Raw genomic sequence first — 21,603 nt, forward strand, 5'->3', positions numbered from 1 at the left:
TCTGCACTCAGGCGAACGTCGGGGTGACAGTGGGCAGGGCGGTGAGGGTGTAGCCGAGCGTGCGCTCCATTGCGAAGCCCTCGCAGGCCGTCGAGAGCGAGATGAAGCGCTGCCCGTTGACGTTGCAGCGGACGATCGGCGTACTGGTCAGGCCGTCGGGAGCCTGGCTCCAGACGTTGCCGATGGCACCGAGCGCGAGCTTGCCTTCGCAGTCGGACTGGTTCGACAAGAAGTTGTCCACGCCGTCGCGGCAGGAGTAGAGCGGCTGGGTACCGGCAGTACCGGTCGCCCTGGTCAACCACCCCTGAGAACCCTCGTACCGGTGGCCGGCCGGCGGGTTGTCCACCGTGCTCGTGTGGTCGGCTGCGATCGCGCTGTAGTAGCGGGCCATTCGGGCGTAGGCCAGCGCGTACCCGGCCAGTTCCAGCTTGGTACCGCCCTCGCAACCCACATCGAGCGAGTCGAACGCATTGGCACCCTGCTTGCACCGGTACACCGGCTGCACCGGCACGTTGGTCGGCCGGACCGAGTAGACCAGGCCGCCCTCGACCAGTGGGGTCGTGTTCTGGCCGGCCGGGACCGGTGCTCCCAGCGACCTCTCGAAGCGGAAGCCCGGTCGGACGCTGGCCGCGGTGACCGCCGTGTACCGCTCCCCCGTCCCGTCGTTGACGTAGCGACCCAGCTGCCCGTCGGCCGGCCGCGGGTACCCGCCGCGGATAGCCAGCTCAGAGTCCGCGACCATCCCGAGATCCGTGCGGACGTCGTCCAGTTGACCGGTGAAGAAGTCGCCGGGGACACCGTTCACCTTGGCGCGACCGATGCTGAACGGTCCCGACTTGTCGCCCAGGACCATGTCGTTCAAGGTTCCCGACAGTGCCCCGTTCACGTACAGCCGCAACTGGTGTGCCGCGTAGTCGTACACGCCGGCGACGTGTGTCCACTGACCAGCCGCCGCGAGTTGGTTCGCCACCGCGTACCGCGACTTCGCGCCGTCCTCGTCACGGCCCGGTGCGCCGAACACCCACTTGCCCAGGGTCGGCCGGTACTGCAGGACGAAGGTACTGAGCTGGTCCCCGTCCTGAGCCGCAATGGTCGCGACCTTGTCCGTACGGTCCAGCTTGGCCCAACCGGACACGGTGAAGCTGTCCTGCGGCTGAGCGGCCCACCACTGCGTGGTGATCGCGGAGGCGCCGTCCAGCTGGAGTGCCTTGCCCGCGATCGGGCTGACCGGGTACGACACCGTGCCGGACACCGTGCTGGCGTTGTTGCGCCAGTTCCAGTCGCGTGGCGTGTCGTCGTCGAAGCGCCAGAAGCCCATCCCCGGGTAGCCGACGTCGTCGTGCAGCTTGCGCATCTCGCCGTCCGACAGCGCCCGGGTGAAGATCCGCACGTCGTCGACGCCCCGCGGGAAGAAGTCCGTCGCGCCGCCGTTCCACTTGCCCCGGCCGATCGTGGTCGGCCCGTTGGCGGCCGGCATCGTCACACCTGTCTGGGCAGCCGACAGCACGCCGTTCACGTACAGCCTGAGCTGCTTCGTCGAATTCACCCGGCCGTCGTAGACCAGGCCCAGATGGACCCACTGACCCACCGCGGCCTTCTGCGCTGACGTCAGCACGAGGTTGTTCTCCGGGTTGTCCTGGTCCGCGGACGGGACCACGACCGCCCACTTGCCCGACGCGCCGTTGAACTGCAGGAGGAAGCCGCTGGCCCGGTTGCCGTCCTGCGCGAGGACCGTCCGGCTCCCCTGGTCGGTCTGGGTCAGGTAGACCCAGGCTCCGGCGGAGAAGCCGGCAGTCGTGTCGACCACCGGAGCAGCCGTCTCGGCGTACCCGCTGGTGCCGTCGAACCATGCGCCCGTCCCCTGCCGCCCGGGGATCCAGCCGCTGCCGCCCTTCATTGTGGCGGTCAGGCCGTGACCGGACGAGTCGGCGCCGACCGTGCCCTGGTTCTCGTCGAACTTCCAATGAGCGGCCGTGTCGGTCGGCAGCGCCGGAGTACCGCCTTGCTTCGGGTACGACGCGACCAGGCTCTCGATCCGGGATTTGTCGAGGGCGCCGGCGTACACCCGGACGTCATCGATCGCGCCGGGCCAGTACTCGGCAGCAGCGTTCGCCACCCGGCCCCGCCCGAGTTGCAGTCCACCAGATGCAGCCCAGGGCGTCTGGAGCGTGCCGTCGCCCTGACGGGTCGCGTTCACGTACAGCCAGAGCCTGTGCGCCGGGGCGTCGTACACGCCGACCAGGTGCACCCACTGGTCCACGTCCGAGTCCGTCGCGGAGACAGACGCCTTGGTGACCGTGCCGTTGGCCTCTGGCATCTCGAACGTCCAGGCGCCGAACTGGTTGTTGTCCGTGTCACGGACGTGCCCCAGCCGGAACTTGCTCGTGGCACCGCCATCGAGGCTGACTGCCGTCGTGTGGCAAACCTGGTCGGCTCCGGGCTCACACAGCTCGCGCAGCTTGACCCAGGACGACACCGTGAAGCTCTTGGCGGTGTCGACGTCGACGGCGGTCGTACTGACCGTGTCGCTCGTGCCGTTGAAGCTCAGCGCGTTGCCGAGCCGGCCCGGTACCCGCGTGGGTCCGGCCAGCGTGCCGGCCCGGGCGCCGACCGCGTCCGAGGCGGTCGGACCGCTCGGCTCGTCCAGCCGCCAGTTATGGGCCAGGGTCAGGTCGCGACCGGCCATCGTCCGGATCTCGTCGGCGAACAGCACCCGGTTGTAGACGGAGACGTCGTCGATCGCTCCCGTGAACGCGTCGACCCCCGCGCCGTTCGACCAGGTTGCCCGGCCGACCCGCATGGTCGGCTCGCTCTGCGTTCCGGTGTGCCGATAGTCCTGAGTGCCGGCGAGCACGCCGTTCACGTACAGGGACAGCAGGCCGGCCGAGGCGTCGTACACGGCGGCCAGGTGGGTCCAGACGCCGGGCTGCGGCGCGGGACCGGCGGCTCTGGTCTCGGCACAGTTCATAGCGGCGTCGCAGCTGCGCATCACCACGACCCACCGGTTGTCCCACGATGCGTGCAGATTGAAGACGCTCAGCCCGCCGGCATCCTGCGAGACCACGGAGGCCCGGCCGGTGTCCGTGTCGAGCCTGGCCCACGCGGCCACCGAGAAGCTGTTCCGCAGATCCGGGAGCGGGCTCGAAGCAGACAAGTGGGCGCCATTGCCGGTCAGCTTGAGGCCGAGGTCGGAATCGGCCGGTACGTTCGTCTGGCCGCCGGTCCAGGCCGGGGAGCCGACCAGCGTACCGGTCAGCGGCGGCGTCCGGCCGGAGCTCTCGTTCGGGTTGCCGTCCAGCTTCCAGTTCGCGACCGTGACGTTGCTTCTAGCAACGATTCCGGCGAGCTCGGCCTCGGACAGTTCCCGGTTGTAGGCGCGGACGTCGTCGACCAGGCCCTTCCAGGGGTTGGTCTGGGCGCCTTCGTATTTGCCCCGGCCGATGGTCAGCGGGCCGGACGCGTTGTAGCCGTTGTTCTGGGCCACAGTCCCGGCGTGCTTGCCGTTCACGTAGATCCGCAACTGGTGTGCGGGCGCGTCGTACACCGCGGCGAGGTGGGTCCAGGTGTTCAGGCTCGCGGCGACGTCGGAGCGGACCACGGCGTCGGCGAGTCTCGGCCTGACCTTGTCCTCGGACGGCATGTGGGCCTCCCACTTGCCACCGTCCGCCGCGCGGTAGCCGAGGAAGAGCGCGCTGTTGACGTCCCCCTCCACCGACAGCGCCGTCCGGTTGTTGCCATCGGACGGAGCCTCGGCCAGGTTGACCCAGGCAGCAGTGGTGAAGCTCTGGTCGGTACGGACCACCGGACCACCGGAGGCGAAGTCCAGCGGGTCGCTGCCGGGCAGCCGCAGCGCACCGGAGAGCGCTCCGCCCGTTGTCCCGGTGAATGCCGCCTTGCCGGACAGCACCAGGTCAGGGCTGCCGTCGACGTCGTTGCGGGCGGTCTTGCCGGTGAGCTCGTCGAACTTCCAGTGCGCGGTACGGACGTTGTCCCGGCCGACAGCGGCCCGCACCTCGGCGTCGCTGAGCACCCGGTCGAAGACCTGGACCTCGTCGATCGCACCTTGCCAAGGGCTGCCGATCAGGCCGTTCCACTTCTCGCGGCCGACCGTCAACGGCCCAGCCGCATGCCACGTGGTGAAGTTCGCGGGGAGCTGGGTGTCGCCCACCTTGACGCCGTTGTGGTAGAGGCGGAGGCGGTTGGCCGGCTTGTCGTAGACGCCGGTCACCTGGGTCCACACGCCACGCTGCAGGGCCGGACCCTCAGCGGCGGCGGTAGCCGGGTTGTCGGTGTCCGAGGCAGCCAGCATGAAGGTGGTCTTCTTGGTGTCACCGCGGTAGTTCAGGTAGAAGCCACTGGCCCGGTTGCCCTGCTGGGAGGCGATCGCCATCCCACGGGTGTCCGACTGCGACTCAGGCTTCACCCATGCCGACACGGTGAAGCTGTTGTCGGTCCGCGCGGCACTCGGCGCGGTGAAGTAGTCGTTCACCCCGTCGAGCCGCAGTGCGTTGCCGACCGCGCCCGGTCCGTACGTCGGTGCGCCCTGCAGCGTCCCGTCCTTGTCCCCGAGGTAGGCATCGTCCGTGGTGCTGCCGTTGAACGGGTACGCGCTGAGCGCGCCGTTACCGGCCCGGACGTACACGTGGACGGTCTTGGTCTCACTGCGGTTGCCGGCCCGGTCGACGGACTGCACGAAGATGTCCTGCGGCCCGTCGGCCTCCGGGACGAACTCGAAGCTCGCCGAGCCGCCCAGACCGTTCGCCTCGGCCGGCCTGGTCGGCGGGAAGGTGGTGCCCCACAAGTAGTGGTCGACGTCCTTGGTCCCCTCGTCGGGCAGTGCCTTCTCGGTCCGCTCGAGGGTGAAGATGCCCGGTACGCCGACGCCGCCGTGCCACTGGTTGTCCTCGCGATACAGCGAGCCGGTGACCTTGGGCATCGAGCTCGGTGCGGTCTTGTCGACCGTGAACGGCCCCGGACCGCGCACCCACGGGCCGTAGTCCAGCCGGTTCCCGTTGTCCTCGTCGGCGTCCCAGCCGCGGACGTACCAGTCCATCTCGGCGCCGTCGGTCAGCGCGACGCTGGTGTCGTGCCGGAAACCTGACCCCTGGAAGCTGCCGTACCGGTTCTCCACGACGCCGTTGGTGTAGATGTCCCACTGCGGCTGCACCGCGTTGTTGTCGGGATCCGACAAAGTCGTCTTGAGGCTGATCGTGTTGCCGCTGAAGTAGACCTTGCCCTCACACCACTTGCACGGCGCGGGCAGCGTCGGCTCGGTGGCGGTGTCCTGCGGGGTGGTCGGAGCAGTGTTGTAGCGGACGCGCAGCTTGGTCGCGCCTGGGTCGTACTTGCGCCAGTAGCTGCTGTCGGACTCGCTGCCCGCCTGGATGTAGTACGTCGACAGGCCGACCGTGCTGATCGCGCTGGCCGGTACGGGGAAATGCACCTCCTTCCAGCCGCCACAGTTGCCGGCCGCGTTCGACCGCGGTACGTCCACACCGGCCAGGTGCGGTCCGCTGGGCTTGTTGTTCCAGGTCGTGCCACCACCGACCGCGGAGCTGCCGTACAGGTTGTGCCGGCTGTCCACGCAGGCACCGCTGTGGACCACCGCGCTGTCGAGCGTGCCGCCCATGATCCGCTTGCCCTGCAGGAAGCCCCAGGCACCGGTGTCGAACTGGAAGTACGACCGGGCGACTCCGATGCCGTTGCAGCCACTGAAGTTACACAGGCCGACCTGTGCGACATCACTGCCGCCCGGGCTGGTGTTGGGGTACGCCGTACCACCGTTACCCGAGACCACCGAGGTCCAGTACGTCTTGTCGAACGTCCGCCAGTCCGGGTCGATCGTCACCGGGTAGACGGTCTTCGAGCCACGCAGCAGCGCCAGGTCCGGGAGCAGCGTCAGCGACCGAGCGTCGACCTTGACGCCCGCCACCGCTCGACCAGTGCCGGCGTCCCACATCGCCGACGGCGGTGCCGTGAAGACGACCGCTCCCTTGGGATCGCGCGCTTCCAGCCCGCCGTTGGTGGTGCTGCTGATCGCCAGGCTGGTGGTGGTCAGTCCGAGCCGGATGCGTTCCAGCGCCGGGTTCTTCGCCGCCACCGCGGTCTTGACCACCAGGTGCTGGGTGTAGCCGGTCGCGGTGGCCTTGAGGACCAGGTCAGTGCCGGGGAGGACTTCGGCGTACGTCGCGGTGTCGTCACTGACCGTGGGTTTGGGCAGGCTGCCCGGCCAGGTCAGCGCGAGTCGCTTGCCGTCCTTGGCGTAGCTCACCATCGGGAGCTTCGACCCGCCCCCGCTGAAGGCGAGGTCGACGGTCGTCGACCTCGGAGCCCAGGCGCCGTCGGTACGGCGTACCAGGCCGGTCTCGACCGCCGCCCAGGCGTCGCCTTTCCTGGCGCGGACCGGGACGGCGCTGATCTCCAGGCTCAGTTCACCGTTCGGCTCGGCGACCACCGTGCGCGTCTCGGTGCGCAGCGCCGACACCTCCACCGGCGTGCCCTGCCGGTCGGCGGCCGCGCGGGCCTGCGCCTCGTTCGGCGCCGCCTTCACCTTCGGTATGGGCTCGGCCTTCGGCGCGACGGTAGGTGGCTTCGGTGGCTGGACGGCGCCGGCGTTTCCCACCGGCAGCGTGACCGCTGCCAGCGCCAGCACGATCGAGCCGGTGACGGCCTTGGCCCACCTGCTCCGGACAGATCTCGTACGCATTCGCATCCTCCCCTGATGAATTCGGGAGGAAGTAGACCAATCGAAATGGTCCAGCGCCGTATCGCTACCATCTCCATCTAAGTGATTGACAAAGCAACAGCTGTCTGGTTTAAGCGGCCGGATCAGCCGGTACGGCGTACGCTGGGCGACCGAATCCGCCGGATGGCCGGGTCGGTGCTGGGATCGGGCACCCCGGCCGGTGACAATGGCCCCCAGCCGCCAAGCAGCTCGCGCCGAGTTGCTGTCATTGAGGAGTACGTAGACCCGCATGGCACGCCGTACCAGCAGCACCGCCGAACCCGAGGACTTCGAGGAGCACATCCTCGATGTCGACGTCTCCGACGAGATGCGCAGCAGTTTCCTGGAGTACGCCTACTCGGTGATCTACTCCCGGGCCCTGCCGGACGCCCGCGACGGACTGAAGCCGGTCCAGCGCCGGATCCTGTTCTCGATGGCCGAGAACAACATCCGGCCCGACCGCGGTCACGTCAAGAGCGCCCGCGTCGTCGGCGAGGTGATGGGTAAGTACCACCCGCACGGTGACGGCGCGATCTACGACGCGCTGGTCCGGACCGCGCAGCCGTGGTCGATGCGGCTGCCGCTGATCGACGGCCACGGGAACTTCGGCTCGCTCGACGACGGCCCCGCCGCGATGCGGTACACGGAGTGCCGGATGGCCCCGTCCGCGATCGCGATGACGAACGGCCTGGACGAGAACGTCGTCGACTACAAGCCGAACTACGACGGCCGCGAGGAAGAGCCGTCCGTACTCCCGGCCGCCTTCCCGAACCTGCTGGTCAACGGCGCCGCCGGCATCGCGGTGGGCATGGCGACCAACATGGCCCCGCACAACCTGGTCGAGGTGATCCAGGCGCTGCGGCACCTGATCAAGACGCCGGGCGCCGATGTCGACGACCTGATGCGTTTCATCCCCGGCCCGGATCTGCCGACCGGCGGCAAGATCGTCGGCCTGGAAGGCATCAAGGACGCCTACCTGACCGGCCGCGGCAGCTTCAAGATGCGCGCCACCGCCCGGATCGAGAACGTCACCCCGCGGCGCAAGGGCATCGTGGTCACCGAGCTGCCCTACACGGTCGGCCCGGAGAAGGTGATCGAGAAGATCAAGACGCTGGTCCAGGCCAAGAAGCTGCAGGGCATCGCGGACGTCAAGGACCTGACCGACCGGGCGCACGGCACCCAGCTGGTGATCGAGGTCAAGAACGGCTTCGTGCCCGAGGCGCTGCTCGAGCAGCTCTACAAGATGACGCCGCTGGAGGACTCGTTCTCCATCAACGCGGTCTGCCTGGTCGACGGCCAGCCGCGCACCCTCGGCCTGAAGGAACTGCTCGAGGTCTACCTGGGCCACCGCTACGACGTGACGCGCCGGCGCACCGAGTTCCGCCGCAAGAAGGCGCAGGACCGGCTGCACATCGTCGACGGTCTGCTGGTCGCGATCCTCGACATCGACGAGGTCATCCAGATCATCCGGACCAGCGACGACGCGGCCGCCGCGCGGACCCGGTTGATGGACATCTACGACCTGTCCGAGGTGCAGACCAACTACATCCTGGACATGCCGCTGCGCCGGCTGACCAAGTTCTCCAAGCTCGAACTGGAGACCGAGAAGGGCGAGCTCGAGCGCGAGATCGAGAAGCTGTCGGCGATCCTGGACGACGAGACGCTGCTGAAGAAGACCGTCTCCGAGGAGCTCGCCGACGTCGCCAAGACCTACGGCACTCCCCGGCGGACGGTCCTGCTGGAGTCGTCCGGCGCGACCAAGACCGCCGCCGTGCCGCTCGAGGTCACCGACGACCCGTGCTGGGTGCTGCTGAGCTCCACCGGGTTGCTCGCGCGGACCAACGGCGTCGAGCCGTTCGGTACCGGCGAAGGCCGCGCCAAGCACGATGCGATCGTCTCCGCGATCAAGAGCACCGCGCGCGGTCAGTACGGGCTGATCACCAGTGCCGGGCGGTTGATCCGGTTGGAGTCGCTCGACCTGCCCGGGATCCCCACGACCGCCTCCGCGCCGAACCTGCAAGGCGGTGCGCCGGTTGCCGAGTTCATCTCGCTGGACGCGGGCGAGAAGGCGCTGGCGCTCACCACGATGGACCCGGAATCGGTCGGCGTCGCGCTCGGTACGGCGACAGGTGTCGTCAAGCGGGTCACTCCGGATCACCTGAGCAACCGCGACTCGTGGGAGATCATCCGGCTCAACGACGGCGACGAGGTCGTCGGCGCGGTCGAGCTGACCACGGGTGAGGAAGAGCTCGTCTTCGTCTCCAGCGACGCGCAACTGCTGCACTACAGCGCTTCCGCGGTACGTCCGCAGGGCCGGACCGCGGGCGGTATGGCCGGCATCCGGTTGGCGGCCGGCCAGAAGGTCGTGTACTTCGGCGCCGTCGACCCGGCCAAGGAGTCGGTCCTGGTCACCATCTCGGGCTCGTCGTCGGCGCTGCCGGGCACCGAGGTCGGCCAGGTCAAGGTGACGCCCTTCAGCGAGTACCCGGGCAAGGGCCGGGCGACCGGCGGTGTCCGGTGCCACCGGCTGCTCAAGGGCGAGGACGGGCTGCTGCTCGCCTTCGCCGGCGCGGCCCCGGTCAAGGCCAGCGCCAACAGCGGCGCCCCGGTCGACCTTCCCCCGCTGGACCCCCGCCGCGACGGTTCCGGCGTACCGGTGGCTCAGCCGATCGCGGCGGTCGCCGCAGACCTGGCAGGCTGACCCCATGAAGAAGCTCGTCGCGCTCGGCGCGGCCCTCGTGCTGACGGTGTCACTGGCCGGCTGCAGCGACAAGAAGGACGATGCCGGGGCCAAGACCGGTGACGACGCGGTCTCCCTGCTGACCGACGTCAAGAAGACGATCGACGACGCCGCGAGCGTGCACATCGTGATCACCGGACGGGATCTGCCGAGCACCGGTCAGGTGCTCGCCAGCGGCGACGGCGTCGCCACCCACGCTCCGGCGTTCAAGGGCAAGCTGACGGTACGTACCGCAGGCTCGCCGATCGACGCGGAGGTCGTCGCGGTCGGCAGCAAGGTCTACGCCAAGCTGCCGTTCCTGCCGAAGTACACCGAACTACCGCCGTCGCAGCTGGCGGGTCTGGGCGCGCCTGACCCGGCCGTCCTGCTCGACCCGGCCAAGGGCCTCACGTCGGTGCTGCCGACGCTGAAGGACGCCAAGATCAAGGGCGAGACCCGCGACGGCGCGAAGGTGCTGACCGAGGTCACCGGCTCAGTCGAAGGCAAGACGCTGCAAGGCATCTTCCCGAAGGCGCCGGGCGACCAGGACTTCCCGAGCACCTTCAAGATCGACAAGGACACCAAGCAGCTGGTGTCGGCGACGATCACCGGCCCGTACTACGACGGCGCCACCAGCAGCTATGACGTGACCTTCGACAAGTACGGCGAGCAGGTAGAGATCACCAAGCCGTGACGGCGAGCCCCAGGGCGCGGCTGACTCTCGCGTCGGTCGCGGTCGCCTTCGCGGCGGCGGACACCTACGTCGTCGTCCTGGCATTGCCCGACATGATGTCCGGGGTCGGCTTGTCTGCGGACGAACTGCAGCGGGCCGCCCCGATCCTGTCGGGCTTCCTGCTCGGCTACATAGCAGTACTCCCCCTGATCGGCCGGATCGCGGACGTGGTCGGCCGTACGCCGGTACTGGTCGGCGCGCTGGTCCTCTTCGCAGTGGGCTCCCTCATCACCGCAAGCGCCTACGACCTGTCGTTGGTGGTCACCGGCCGCTTCCTGCAAGGTGTCGGCGGCGGTGGTCTCGTACCGGCGACGCTTGCCCTCGTGGCCGACCTCTGGCCTGCGGAGAAGCGAGGACTCCCACTGGGCATCGTGGGAGCGGTCCAGGAGCTCGGCTCGGTCCTGGGTCCGTTGCTGGGTGCAGCCGTGCTCGCTATCGCCGACTGGCGCTACATCTTCTGGCTCAACCTCACAGTCGCCGTCGTCCTCGCCCTGCTGCTCCGCGGGCTCCAGCGACCGCCGCTGTCGGCAGCAGTCGGGTTGCTGGCCTGCATAGCTCTCGGGCTCACACTGACGGCACCAGAGCGACTAGCCACCGGCATCACATTAGGCCTGCCCTTCGTACCGTTCACTGGCGACTCCCGGCTGCTTACGCCCATCGGTGTCGTCTCACTCGTACTGCTGGTCCTGTGGCTCGCTCTGATCCTCTTCAAAGCGCGCGGGAGCCTGAAGGACCTGGTGAAGCGCGTGGATCTGCTAGGCGCGCTCCTCCTCGCCTGCGCGTTGGCGGGCGTCGTGCTGGCCTTCGCTACCGCTGATCCTGAGCGTGAGGTCATGGCACCCGCCGGACCGTGGCTACTGGCCGGCGCTGCAGTCTTCGCCGGCCTCTTCGCGCTCTGGCAGCGCCGCAGCCCACTGGCGATCGTCCCGCCCGGTCTGCTCAGCGCCAGGCCGGCCTGGGGTTCCCTGGTGGTCAGCTTCCTCATCGGCTCGGCCCTGATCGCTGCATTGGTCGACGTCCCCGTCTTCGCCCGTACTACGCAGCGCGGCGGCCAACTCGCGGCCGCGCTCGTCCTGCTGCGCTTCCTGATCGCATTGCCCATCGGCGCAGTAGTCGGCGGCTGGCTGACCCGTCGGTACGGACTAGGCCTCATCACCGGCGCAGGACTCAGCCTGGCCGGGGCCATGTTCGTCCTGATGGCGTTGTGGGACAAGGACGCGCTCAAGCACGCACCGGCCACCATCGCGCTGCTCGTCTGCGGCTTCGGCTTCGGTCTCGCCCTGTCACCGGTCAACACCGCCATCCTCGGCGCCACGAGACCAGACAGCCACGGACTCGTCAGCGCCCTGGTCGTCGTCGCCCGGATGGTCGGCATGCTGATCGGAGTCTCGGCGCTGACCGCCCTCGGGCTGCGCCGCTACTACACGATCGTCGACGACCTGCCGGCGCCGAACGACCTGTGCCCGGGCAAGGCCCCGACCAGCTGCCGTCCGTTCATCGACGCACTGCAGGACGCGGCCATTTCACAAGTTCACACGATCTTCGCCGGAGCGGCGGTCTGCGCGTTCGCGGCCGCGGTACTTGCCGTCCTCCTGCTCGGACGGCGTGGCGCTGTCCACAGGTGACGGTGGTCATGGGGACAAGGTGTCCGCTCGCGTACCGTGATGCTTGTGAGTGCAACAGTCAGCGGCAGACCGGGCCTGTGCTCGACGTTCTGCCGTGACCTGCGGGAGCCGATGCCCGGTACGGCGGTGGTCGCCACCGGCTGGCTGGTCGTCGAGCAACCGGGCCCGTGGGGTAACAAGGCACCCACCCAGAGCCACCTCGATCCGGGGTTCGGCGCCAAGATCGACGCCGACGCCAAGAAGGCGGACCTGCGCTTCGGGCTGATCCGCTCCCCCGGCAGGCACGCGGACGCCGTACCGCGCTCACACCAGGTGTACGTCGCGAGCACGGTGCCGGGCCAGACCTGGCTGCTCGGCGGCTGCGTCGCCGACCCGAAGCAGCTCCTGGCGCTCGACCTCCAAGCCGTCAGCCGCGGCGACCGCGACGCGGCGATCCGGTCGCTGCCAGAGCTTGCCCCGGTCAACGAACCGATCCTGCTGGTCTGTACCAACGGCAAGCGCGACGAATGCTGCGCTCTGCTCGGCCGGCCGATCGTCACGGCGCTGGCCGCCCAGGCGCCCGGCCGGGTGTGGGAGGCGAACCACCTCGGCGGGCACCGGTTCGCGCCGACCGCTACTCTGCTGCCCGCAGGGATCATGTACGGCCAGCTCGACGTGGAGACGGCCGGAGCCATTCTCACCGCGGCCGACCGCGGTGAGACCGTCCTCGAGAAGCTGCGCGGCCGGTCCACCTGGACCAAGCGCGGCCAGCTCGCCGAGATCACTGTCCGCGACCTCATCGGCGAGGCCGGACTCGACGCCCTCCGCGTCGTGGCGGAAGACCTGGAGACCGTGACGGTCAGGCACCGCGACGGGCGGCTGTGGACCGTCGAGGTGATCAGCGAGTCCGCCGATCCACCCCGCCCGGAGTCCTGCGGAAAGGAACCCTTCGCCATGTCGATCCTGCGTGCCGCATCAGTCACCCCCGGACCAGTCCGATGAGCCCGACGCCCCGCAACTTCGACGATCTGCTGGCCGCCAACGCGGAGTACAGCAGGAACTTCCAGTACAGCGGCTTCGACGGGATCGCCCACGCGGGCATCGGTTTCGTCACCTGTATGGACTCCCGGATCCCGCCGCTGGAGTTGCTCGGCCTGAAGCCGGGCGACATGAAGGTACTGCGCAGCGCCGGCGCCCGGGTCACCGAGCTGACCCTGACCGGCCTGGTGCTCGGCGTCCAGCTGCTCGGCGTGAAGCGGATCATGGTCGTGCCGCACACCCGCTGCGCGATGGCCTCGATGACCGAGGACGAGATGCGCGCCAAGGTCGAGCTGGCGGCCGGCAAACCGGCCGGCTACCTGCCGCTCAACGTCATCCCGGATCAGCTCGAGGCGCTGCGCCACGACGTGGCCGCCGTCCGCGAGCACCCGCTGATCGGCGACGACATCCTGGTCGGCGGTTTCATGTACGACGTCGACACCGGCCTGCTCGACCAGATCACCTGAATCGAACGCTTAGATCTGGCTCGAAACGCCTCCCACGCATCCGGACCAGCTGGTTACAGTCTGTCGACTTCCCAGCTGGAAAGGTGCATAGGTGGATTCCCAGGTACTAGCGGCGCAGCAATGGCTCAACCAGACCTACGGCGGCGTCGACGGGTGGGTGACCCTGGACCAGGACGGACAGACCGGCTGGCCGACGATGTACGGACTGACCCGCGGGCTGCAGCACGAGCTCGGCATCTCGCCGGTCACGTCCGGGTTCGGGCCGACGACGACCGCGCGGTTCAAGTCCCAGATCGGCCGGATCGACGGCGGGACGACCAGCGAGAACGTCCTGCGGCTGCTCAGCGCGGCGCTGTGGTGCAAGGGCTATCCGGGTCTGCCCGGCACCACGGTCAGCTGGGGGCCGCTGGCCCAGTCGGTCGGCTGGGTCCGTGACGACATCGGTCTCGGCGACTCGAACCCGTACGTCGACGTGAAGCTGATGGCCTCGCTGCTGACGATGGACGCCTACATCAAGCTCGGCCCGGGCAGCGCGTCGGTGCGCGACGTCCAGCGCTGGCTGAACGGGACGTACCTCGACCGTGCCGACTTCGCGGTCGTGCCCTGCGACGGGATCTACGGCCGCGCGGTGCAGACCGCGATGCTGTACGCGCTGCAGTACGAGATCGGGATGGCCGACGGTGTTGCCAACGGCAACTTCGGGCCGGGGACCCGGGAAGGCATCCGGACCAAGGCGACCGTCACCCCGGGCGCCACCGACGGCCCCAAGCGGTTCGTCCGGCTGTACCAGGCGAGCCTGCGGTTCAACGGGTACGACAGCCCCTTCAACGGGACCTTCGACAACGCCACCCTCGAACACACCCGCAGCTTCCAGTCGTTCATGGAGTTGCCCGTCACCCTGGCCGGCGACTACAGCACCTGGTGTGCGCTGGTCGTCTCCTCCGGCGACACCAACATCGCCACCAAGGGGTTCGACACCAACCAGCAGCTCACGCCGTCCGAGGCGGTCGGCGCCGTGCAGGCCGGGTACACCACGGTCGGGCGCTACACGGTGGGAGCGGGCAAGTTCATCACCGCGGCCGAGCTCGACGGGCTGCGCGACGCGGGCCTCACCCTGCTGCCCATCCACCAGCGCTTCAACGACTCACCCGCCGAGATGAACTGGATCAACGGCCATACGCACGGCATCGAAGCGCTCGAGCGCTGCCGCACGCTCGGGCTGCCGGCCGACAGCCTGGTGTTCTTCTCGGTCGACTTCGATGCCCTGGGCGAGACGATCCACGGACCGGTGGCCGACTACTTCCAGGGCGTCAACGACGCCTTCGAGACCTCGCTCAGCATGCACCTGCGGGTCGGCGTCTACGGCACCCGGAACGTCTGCTCGATCATCATCGATGACAAGCAACTGGCCGAGGGTGCTTTCGTCGCCGGGATGTCCACCGGCTTCTCCGGCAACATGGGCTTCCCGATGCCGGCCAAGTGGCACTACAACCAGATCGTCGAGATCGACAACAACTTCCCGGGCAGCCGGCCGTTCGGGATCGACAAGGACGTGGTGTCGAACCGGGCCACCCCGATCAACCTGTCCTCGGTCGTCTCACCCCCGATCGAGCGCGACGGCTCAGCCAGCCCCACCGGTTTCGACGCCTTCTTCGAGTGGGTCTGCCGCGCAGAGATCGCCTGCGAGCGCGCCCTGATCGAGGGCAGTACACCCGGGCAGGACATCAAACAGTTCGCCCACCGGATCCACGACTACATCGCGCACTGGATGCAGAAGCCGCGGTACTGGGGCGGCGCGCTCTGGCCGGTCTACACGGCGACCCAGGACGACGGCCTCGAGGTGCTCGCCCGGTCCGCGTGCGAAGCGGAGCTCGGCCGGCTCAGCCCGAACAAGCCGGCCACGGCCCGCGATTTCGAGCATTTCGCGGCGACCCTGCGTGGGTACACCAACTGGGGAGTCTCCACTGCCAAGGACGACTACAGCTATGGCGACCTGGGCGGCTGGCCGCTGGATCTGCTGCAGGTCTGGGGATCGTACGACCGGGACCGGAAGACAGACCCGGGCCTCGACCTGGCGCAGTATCTGACGGCACGGATCGGTGTTCCGAAGGGCGCCGGCGGGTTCGAGTGGGCGGACGTCGTCGCCGATTGCGACGCGTACCTGATCGGCCGCCCGATCGTCGAACACAGCCAGGGGTTGTCCGCGGCGTCGCGCGAGGTGCTGAAGCTCGGTGCCGGCGCCCGGGTCGCCAAGTTCTACGCCGATCGCTTCGACCGGTCGGAGGCGAACGTGATCGCCGCCTTCAGCAAGGTGGCCGACGGCATCGACCTCATCGGGCACAACTTCCCGGTCACGGATTTCCTGCTGCTGCAGGCCGCCGGCGCGGACTCCCTGCCTACTCCCGAGGAAGCGCGGATCTGTGGACAGGTGTTCGCGCGGATGCTGGCGGCGCAGGGATGACGACGACGATCCACACGGAAGGCTGCTGATGACTATTTCTACCGATGGAGTCCAGCGCCGTACGGTTCTGGCCGGCGCGCTGGCTGGTACTGCGGTGGTTGCCGTGCCTGTGCTCGAGCCGGCGCTCGCCGCGGCGACGGCTGTTGCGGGGCCTGGCGTGAATGGCCTTGGCTCGCAGGCTGCAGCGCTGGTTCACAGCAAGGACGGCTCTGCTGTCCGGATGCCGGCTGAGCTGGGGGCATTGCTCACGGTTGGCGCGAGTGGTGTAGCCGCGGGCACGGCCCTCACGATCACGTACGACAGCCGCCTCTACTCCGCCGCGCCGAGTGCCGTCCTCGTCAGTGGTGAGCGGGTCATCCCGGTGCGGGCTCACCCTGTTGCTTCCAGCACGGCCAGCGGGCAGCTTGAGCTGCGTCTCCCTGAGTTGTCGGCGGGTATCTACACGGTCCGGGCCGGCGGGCTCGTTCGCGACCGGTACCCCACCGACCTGATCACGGACCCACGGCCAACCGCTGTCAAGCTCTCTGAGCCTGGTGGCGCCGTCACCGCCCAGACCCTCAGCAAGCCAGCAGCCAAGGCCGGGCTGCCCTGGGGAGTTCAGCTGGGCGCCGGCTGGCTGCAAGCGGCTTGGAGTGACCAGTACTACGCGTGGCACCCGGCAACAATCACGGTCCACTCGGTCGGCCCGGGTGCGATCCCCGCCGGTTCCCGGATTCGCGTCACCCTCGACGGCGCCGTCTTCGAGTCGGTTTCAGTCAGCGCCGCGAGCGATTCACTCGGGCACAAGGTCAACGGGCTTCCCCGGCGCACCGAGGTGGTCGGCCGTCCGGTCGCCACCTGGACGGCGCCTGCTGCGATCCCGGCCGGCGCACGGATCACGTTGACCTGCACCACGGTCGCCCGCAAGCTGACCGGTGCCCTCGATTGGGTGGAGCCGCCGCTGGTCGACTTCCTGCCACCGAAGGCGGGCAGGGACGCCCAGCGACTCACCACCCAGGAGTCGCTGACCCGGATGGATGACGTGTACTCGGCGGCGACCAGGGCGCGGTTCGGGCCGGTCAGCTGATGATCACCTTGCCGGTGTCGAGTTCGTAGTACGCGCCGGCGAGTTTGAGCTTGCCCGACTTCTCCAGTGGGCCGATGACGGCGGACTTGCGGAGTTGGGCAAGCACGAGTTCTACGTTGGCGTGGATCGCGTTGGTGAGCCGGTCGCCCGGGCGGCCGGCGGCTTGCTGGACGGCCGGCTGGAGTGCTTTCACGAGGTAGCTGATGTCGCCTTCGGCGTCGAGGGCCTTGATGGTGGCGTCGACTGCACCGCAGCGTTGATGGCCGAGCACCAACAGGAGCGGTGTACCGAGCTCGGCGACACCGAACTCCAGACTGCCGGTGACCGAGTGGTCGAGTACTTCGCCGGCGCTGCGCACCACGACGAGATCGCCGAGGCCACGGTCGAAGACCAGCTCGATCGGCACCCGGGAGTCGACGCAGCCGAGCACCGTCGCGAACGGGTGCTGGGCCTGACTCACGGCGACCCGGCGCTCGGTGCCCTCGTCGTCATGTCCGGCCTGGTCGGAGACGAATCGGGCGTTGCCCTCCTGGAGCCGTTCCAGGGCTTGCTCGCCGGTCGTGACCGGTGGCTCGACGGCCGGTCCACCACCTCCGGCGGGCGCTGCAGCCGCCGGGGTCTGGGTCGTGTTGCTCTTGGCGCCTTGGTCGTTGGCGGCGCACGCGGTCAGGGCGGCGGCGCCGAGCGTCGTACCGGCGGCGGCCAGGGCGGTTGCCGTCAGGAAGTGGCGGCGGGTCGGGGCAGGTTCGGTCACGGAAAGCTCCTCACAGGACACACGGCGTTGGGCGACGCCACCTCAGACGGTAATGCGTTGCATACTGTCTGCCATAGACAAGTCTGTTCGGATCTCTCGGTATCGCTCCCGGAATCTGATAGACATCACGTATGAGACTCCGCCCAAGCTCTCTTCCCCGCCTCGTCCTGCTCGGCGCGCTGGCCCTCACGACCGCGCTGACCACCGCTCCCGTCGCCACCGCGACCCCGGTGGCCGACCAGACCCTCAAGCCCACCTGCTTCGACTCCGGCACCGCCGGGACGGTCGAGGAGCAGCGCCTCGGCCGCGGTGTCGCCGGTGGCCCCTCGGTACCGGCCGAGATCCTGGCCCGGTCCGGATTCGACCACCAGGTGGCCTTGTTCAGCAAGCTGCTGTGCGCAGCGCCGAACCGCGCCGCCGCGAGCGCTCTCGTGCGCGTCCAGGGTGAGGTGCTGTGGCGCACTGCCACCCACCGAGCCCAGCACCCGCAGGCTGCGCCAGCCCTGCCGTCCACCGACGACCGCGGCCTGTACTGGGCCCGCATCTCGATGGCGCTCGCACTCCGCCAGTGGCAGCCGGACCACTTCACCCTCGGTACGGCGGAACGCGCGGAGCTGATCCGCACCCTCGAGTACTCGTCGCGTGGCATCACCAGCACGCGGTTCTCCCCCGGCGTCCAGAAGATCCTGGTCACCGGGTTCGATCCGTTCACGCTCGACGCGGACATCCGGATCGGCAACCCGTCCGGCGCGAACGCGCTCACGCTCGACGGTCAGCGCTGGAAGGTGAACGGCAAGACCTACGAGATCCAGACCGTCGTCTTCCCGGTCCGCTACACCGACTTCGACGAGAACATGGTCGAGAACGCGCTCGCCCCGCACTACCGCGGCGGTCCCCAGCACGCGGATCTCGTGGTGACGATGAGCCAGGGCCGGGTCGGGATCTTCGACCTGGAGGCGTTCAACGGGCGTCGCCGCTCGGTCAGCTCGATCGGCGACAACAACAACCTGTGGGGTGGCGGCACGATCAACGCGCCGGTCGTCTCACCGAGCATGCCGGCCGGACCGGAGTGGCTCACCTCGAGCCTGCCGCTCGCCCGGATGGCGGGCGCGACGGTGCCGGCCCAGTTCCGGACCCGCGTGAACACCTCGGTCCTGGAGATCCCGGCCGGCGAGACTCTCCCGGTACGCCGCCCCGACGGTCCGACCCCGGGCTCGATCGCCTCCGAGGGCGCCGGTGGTGGCTACCTCAGCAACGAGGTCGCGTACCGCAACACCCTGCAGCGCGACCTTCGCGATCCGTCGATGCCGGCCGGTCATCTGCACGTGCCGGTGCTCAAGTTCGACGCCGCCAACACGACGGCGATCACCGACCCGACGTACGAAGCCAACCGCGACCAGATCGTCGAAGGCGCCCACGCGGTACTGCGTGCCGCCCTCGGCTAACCCCCGGCGAAACTCGCCTTCGCGGCATCCAGGGCCTCCTGCCCGACGTCGCGAAGGTGAGTGGCCACCGACCAGCGGATGCCGAAGGGATCGCGCAAGGTGGCGGACCGGGCTCCGAAGAAGGTGTCGGCCGGCGGCTTCTCGATCACCGCGCCGGCCTTCTCGGCAGCGGCGACCGTAGCGTCGACATCCGGGACGTACAGGTTCAACGCATAGGTCGGCAGGCTGTCCGTGGCAGGTGCCTCGACACCGGCTTCGGGGTAGCTGTCGGACAGCATGAAGGCGGTCCCGTCGATCTCCAGTTCGGCATGACCGATCCGGCCGTCCGCACCGACGAACGGCGTCTCGGTCGGCCGCGCGCCGAACACCTCGCCGTACCAGTCGATCGCCTTGGCAGCATCGCGGCAACACAAGTACGGCGTCAGCACACGCCCATGCGGCGGCAGGTAGCTCATGGCGGACATCCTGTACCAGCCGGGCCGCCCTCGACCACGGCTCAGGACGCGAGAATCACCGGGAACGCCTGCAGCACCGACGCGAAGTGATGCGTGGGCACCCGATCCGGCGTAGCCGCTGCCGGATGATGGTTGCCGATCAGGATCGTGGACAGCCCAGCCGCGATCCCGCCGGCGATGTCATACGCGGGGTGGTCCCCCACCATCCAGCCATCGGCCACCGTCGCGCCCGTCCGAGCGGCGGCGATCTTGAAGATCCGCGGATCGGGCTTCCGCACCCCGACCGCCTCGGAGATGCAGCAGTAGTCGACGACCGCCGCGATCCCGGTCCGCTCCAGTTTGATCGATTGCTGAGCAACGCCGCCGTTGGTGATCACGGCGACGCGCCACCCCGCAGTACGGAGCGAGGCCAGTCCGGGCACCACGGCAGGGTCGATCGAGGCGAACACCGGGTACTCGCGGTCGTAGGCATCGACCAGCGTGGCGATGTCGGCTTCGAGCCCGAAGCGTTCTTTCACGCTCGCGAACAGTTCTTCGCGCGGCCGGTATCCACCGCCGTCGTGCTCGTGCAGCCAGTCCACCGCCTCCGGCCCGAGCCCTTCGCGCCGCACCCACCACTCGACCCAGTCGCGGAAGGCCCGATCCCGATCGATCAGCGTGTTGTCCAGGTCGAAGCAGGCGAGGCGGGGCACCTGCTCAGGGTTTCACACTCTGTTTCGGGAGGAGCAGGGAGAGTAACGCTGCGACGGCTGTGAAGCCGGTGGCCCACCAGAAGGCTGTGCCGTAGGCATCGGAGAGTTTGGCGGATGTGGTCGCCGCGGTGGTGAGGATGACGGCCAGGACTGCGGTGCCGAACGAGCCGCCGACCTGCTGGGCGATCCGGGTGATGATGCTGGCGTCCGGCATCTCGTCATGGTCGAGGCCGACGTACGCTCCGGTCATCAGCGGGATGACGACTGCTCCCAGGCCCAGGCCGCGGACGAGCAGGACCACCATCAGGAACCAGGTGTTCGTCTCTTCCGACGCGAAGGCGAACGGCACGGTCGCGATCGTCATCACCGCGAAGCCGGTGACGGCCACCCAGCGTCCGCCGATCTTGTCGGTCAGCCGGCCGGCCAGCGAGCGAGAGGCCAGCGCGCCGATCCCCTGCGGCACCAAGAGGAGGCCGGCGCCCAACGCGTCCTCGCCCCGGATCTGTTGCCAGTACAGCGGGAGCAACAGCATCGCGCCGTACAGGGCGATGCCGGTGAGGAACAGCAAGGCGGTCGAGACGGCGAGCGCGCGATGGCGAAACAACTGCAGATCGATGAGAGCCTGCTCGCCACGCCGAGCCGCCCACCACCAGAACGCCACCAGCAGAGCGAGCCCGGCGATCATCGGCACCAGTACTTCGGAATGGCCGAACCCGCCGCTCTCGCCGACCTTGCTGAGCCCGTAGATCACCCCGACCACACCCGGCGAGACCAGCAAGAGCCCGACGACGTCCAGCCGCACCCGCCGGCCCGGCTCCCCCGCCGGGAACAACCGGAGCGCGAGCAGCAGACCGGCGACCCCGAGCGGGAGGTTGACGAGGAACATCCAGTGCCAGCTGACGTAGTGCAGGATGATGCCGCCGACCACCGGACCGAGGATCGGGCCGATAGCGGCGGGCAGGCTGACGGCTGCCATCAAGCGACCGAGGTTCCGGCCCTTCGCCGCCTGCATCAGGATCGTCGACATCAGCGGCAGCATCACGCCGCCACCGACGCCTTGCAGAGCGCGGAACACGATCAGGCTCGTCACATCCCAGGCCAGCGCGCACAGCAGCGAGCCGATGGTGAAGACGCTCAGCGCGATCAACCACAGCCGCTTGCTGCCCAGCCGGCTCTGCGCCCAGCCGGTGATCGGCATCGTGACGAACATGGCGATCAGGTACGCCGTACTGACCCACTGCAAGGTCGACACCGACGCGCCGAGCGCTGCACCCAGGTCGTGCAGCCCGACGCTGACGATCGTCGTGTCGAGGATGACCGCCATCACCCCCGTCACGAGGGCGATCGCCAGCTTCTTGAGCTGTGGATCGATGCCGGTGGTGGCGGTTTGCTCGGACACGTGGCGGCCCCTATTAGATACGCGACTGTTTCTTATCCCTACGATA

General features: G+C 68.8%; 13 protein-coding genes. 8 read left to right on the forward strand and 5 right to left on the reverse strand.

Annotation, left to right across the window (positions count from 1 at the left end; genetic code table 11):
- Positions 1-7: 7 nt before the first annotated feature.
- Positions 8-6,706, reverse strand: a complete 6,699-nt coding sequence (locus ABD768_RS02820; protein ID WP_344836963.1) for a LamG domain-containing protein — start codon at positions 6,704-6,706, stop codon at positions 8-10.
- Between the two features lie 268 nt (positions 6,707-6,974).
- On the opposite strand from ABD768_RS02820, the gene ABD768_RS02825 reads away from it, so the two are divergent.
- From ABD768_RS02825 to ABD768_RS02855, 7 genes are all read left to right on the forward strand, one after another.
- Complete coding sequence (locus ABD768_RS02825) at positions 6,975-9,425, forward strand: DNA gyrase/topoisomerase IV subunit A (protein WP_343979105.1); 2,451 nt, start codon at positions 6,975-6,977, stop codon at positions 9,423-9,425.
- A gap of 4 nt (positions 9,426-9,429) precedes the next feature.
- The gene (locus tag ABD768_RS02830) at positions 9,430-10,137 is read left to right on the forward strand and encodes an LppX_LprAFG lipoprotein (protein ID WP_344836965.1); all 708 of its coding nucleotides are present in this window, start codon (positions 9,430-9,432) and stop codon (positions 10,135-10,137) included.
- The gene (locus ABD768_RS02835) at positions 10,134-11,801 is read left to right on the forward strand and encodes an MFS transporter (protein ID WP_344836968.1); all 1,668 of its coding nucleotides are present in this window, start codon (positions 10,134-10,136) and stop codon (positions 11,799-11,801) included. The genes ABD768_RS02830 and ABD768_RS02835 overlap by 4 nt, the downstream gene beginning before the upstream one ends.
- Before the next feature lie 39 nt (positions 11,802-11,840).
- Positions 11,841-12,782 (forward strand): ferredoxin family protein, encoded by a 942-nt coding sequence (locus ABD768_RS02840; RefSeq protein WP_344838650.1) that lies wholly within the window; start codon positions 11,841-11,843, stop codon positions 12,780-12,782.
- Positions 12,779-13,285, forward strand: a complete 507-nt coding sequence (locus tag ABD768_RS02845) for a beta-class carbonic anhydrase (protein WP_344836970.1) — start codon at positions 12,779-12,781, stop codon at positions 13,283-13,285. Before ABD768_RS02840 ends, ABD768_RS02845 begins: the two co-directional genes overlap by 4 nt.
- 91 nt (positions 13,286-13,376) lie before the next feature.
- On the forward strand, positions 13,377-15,746 hold the full coding sequence (locus ABD768_RS02850) for a glycoside hydrolase domain-containing protein (protein ID WP_344836972.1): 2,370 nt from the start codon (positions 13,377-13,379) through the stop codon (positions 15,744-15,746).
- A gap of 28 nt (positions 15,747-15,774) precedes the next feature.
- The gene (locus ABD768_RS02855) at positions 15,775-16,812 is read left to right on the forward strand and encodes a hypothetical protein (RefSeq protein ID WP_344836974.1); all 1,038 of its coding nucleotides are present in this window, start codon (positions 15,775-15,777) and stop codon (positions 16,810-16,812) included.
- Here ABD768_RS02855 and ABD768_RS02860 read toward each other — a convergent pair.
- A complete protein-coding gene (locus tag ABD768_RS02860; RefSeq protein WP_344836976.1) occupies positions 16,805-17,566 on the reverse strand; it encodes a carbonic anhydrase in 762 nt (253 codons plus the stop codon). The genes ABD768_RS02855 and ABD768_RS02860 overlap by 8 nt on opposite strands.
- A 131-nt stretch (positions 17,567-17,697) precedes the next feature.
- On the opposite strand from ABD768_RS02860, the gene ABD768_RS02865 reads away from it, so the two are divergent.
- The gene (locus ABD768_RS02865; RefSeq protein ID WP_344836979.1) at positions 17,698-19,011 is read left to right on the forward strand and encodes a pyroglutamyl-peptidase I; all 1,314 of its coding nucleotides are present in this window, start codon (positions 17,698-17,700) and stop codon (positions 19,009-19,011) included.
- Here ABD768_RS02865 and ABD768_RS02870 read toward each other — a convergent pair.
- Genes ABD768_RS02870 through ABD768_RS02880 form a run of 3 tightly spaced genes read right to left on the reverse strand, consistent with a single transcriptional unit; the run spans position 19,008 to position 21,557 of the window.
- Positions 19,008-19,466, reverse strand: a complete 459-nt coding sequence (locus ABD768_RS02870) for a VOC family protein (RefSeq protein WP_343979084.1) — start codon at positions 19,464-19,466, stop codon at positions 19,008-19,010. The genes ABD768_RS02865 and ABD768_RS02870 overlap by 4 nt on opposite strands.
- 41 nt (positions 19,467-19,507) lie before the next feature.
- A complete protein-coding gene (locus ABD768_RS02875; protein ID WP_344836981.1) occupies positions 19,508-20,158 on the reverse strand; it encodes an HAD family hydrolase in 651 nt (216 codons plus the stop codon).
- A 4-nt stretch (positions 20,159-20,162) separates the two neighbouring features.
- Positions 20,163-21,557: an MDR family MFS transporter gene (locus ABD768_RS02880; protein WP_344836983.1), complete on the reverse strand. Its 1,395-nt coding sequence runs from the start codon at positions 21,555-21,557 to the stop codon at positions 20,163-20,165.
- Positions 21,558-21,603 lie beyond the last annotated feature (46 nt).

Origin of the sequence: Kribbella ginsengisoli, assembly GCF_039537185.1 — a bacterium.
Classification (GTDB): domain Bacteria; phylum Actinomycetota; class Actinomycetes; order Propionibacteriales; family Kribbellaceae; genus Kribbella; species Kribbella koreensis.

Coding starts and splice junctions, on each gene's coding strand:
- ABD768_RS02820 (WP_344836963.1), bottom strand. CDS start 6,706: ATGCGTACGAGATCTGTCCGGAGCAGGTGGGCCAAGGCCGTCACCGGC.
- ABD768_RS02825 (WP_343979105.1), top strand. CDS start 6,975: ATGGCACGCCGTACCAGCAGCACCGCCGAACCCGAGGACTTCGAGGAG.
- ABD768_RS02830 (WP_344836965.1), top strand. CDS start 9,430: ATGAAGAAGCTCGTCGCGCTCGGCGCGGCCCTCGTGCTGACGGTGTCA.
- ABD768_RS02840 (WP_344838650.1), top strand. CDS start 11,841: ATGCTTGTGAGTGCAACAGTCAGCGGCAGACCGGGCCTGTGCTCGACG.
- ABD768_RS02845 (WP_344836970.1), top strand. CDS start 12,779: ATGAGCCCGACGCCCCGCAACTTCGACGATCTGCTGGCCGCCAACGCG.
- ABD768_RS02855 (WP_344836974.1), top strand. CDS start 15,775: ATGACTATTTCTACCGATGGAGTCCAGCGCCGTACGGTTCTGGCCGGC.
- ABD768_RS02865 (WP_344836979.1), top strand. CDS start 17,698: ATGAGACTCCGCCCAAGCTCTCTTCCCCGCCTCGTCCTGCTCGGCGCG.
- ABD768_RS02870 (WP_343979084.1), bottom strand. CDS start 19,466: ATGAGCTACCTGCCGCCGCATGGGCGTGTGCTGACGCCGTACTTGTGT.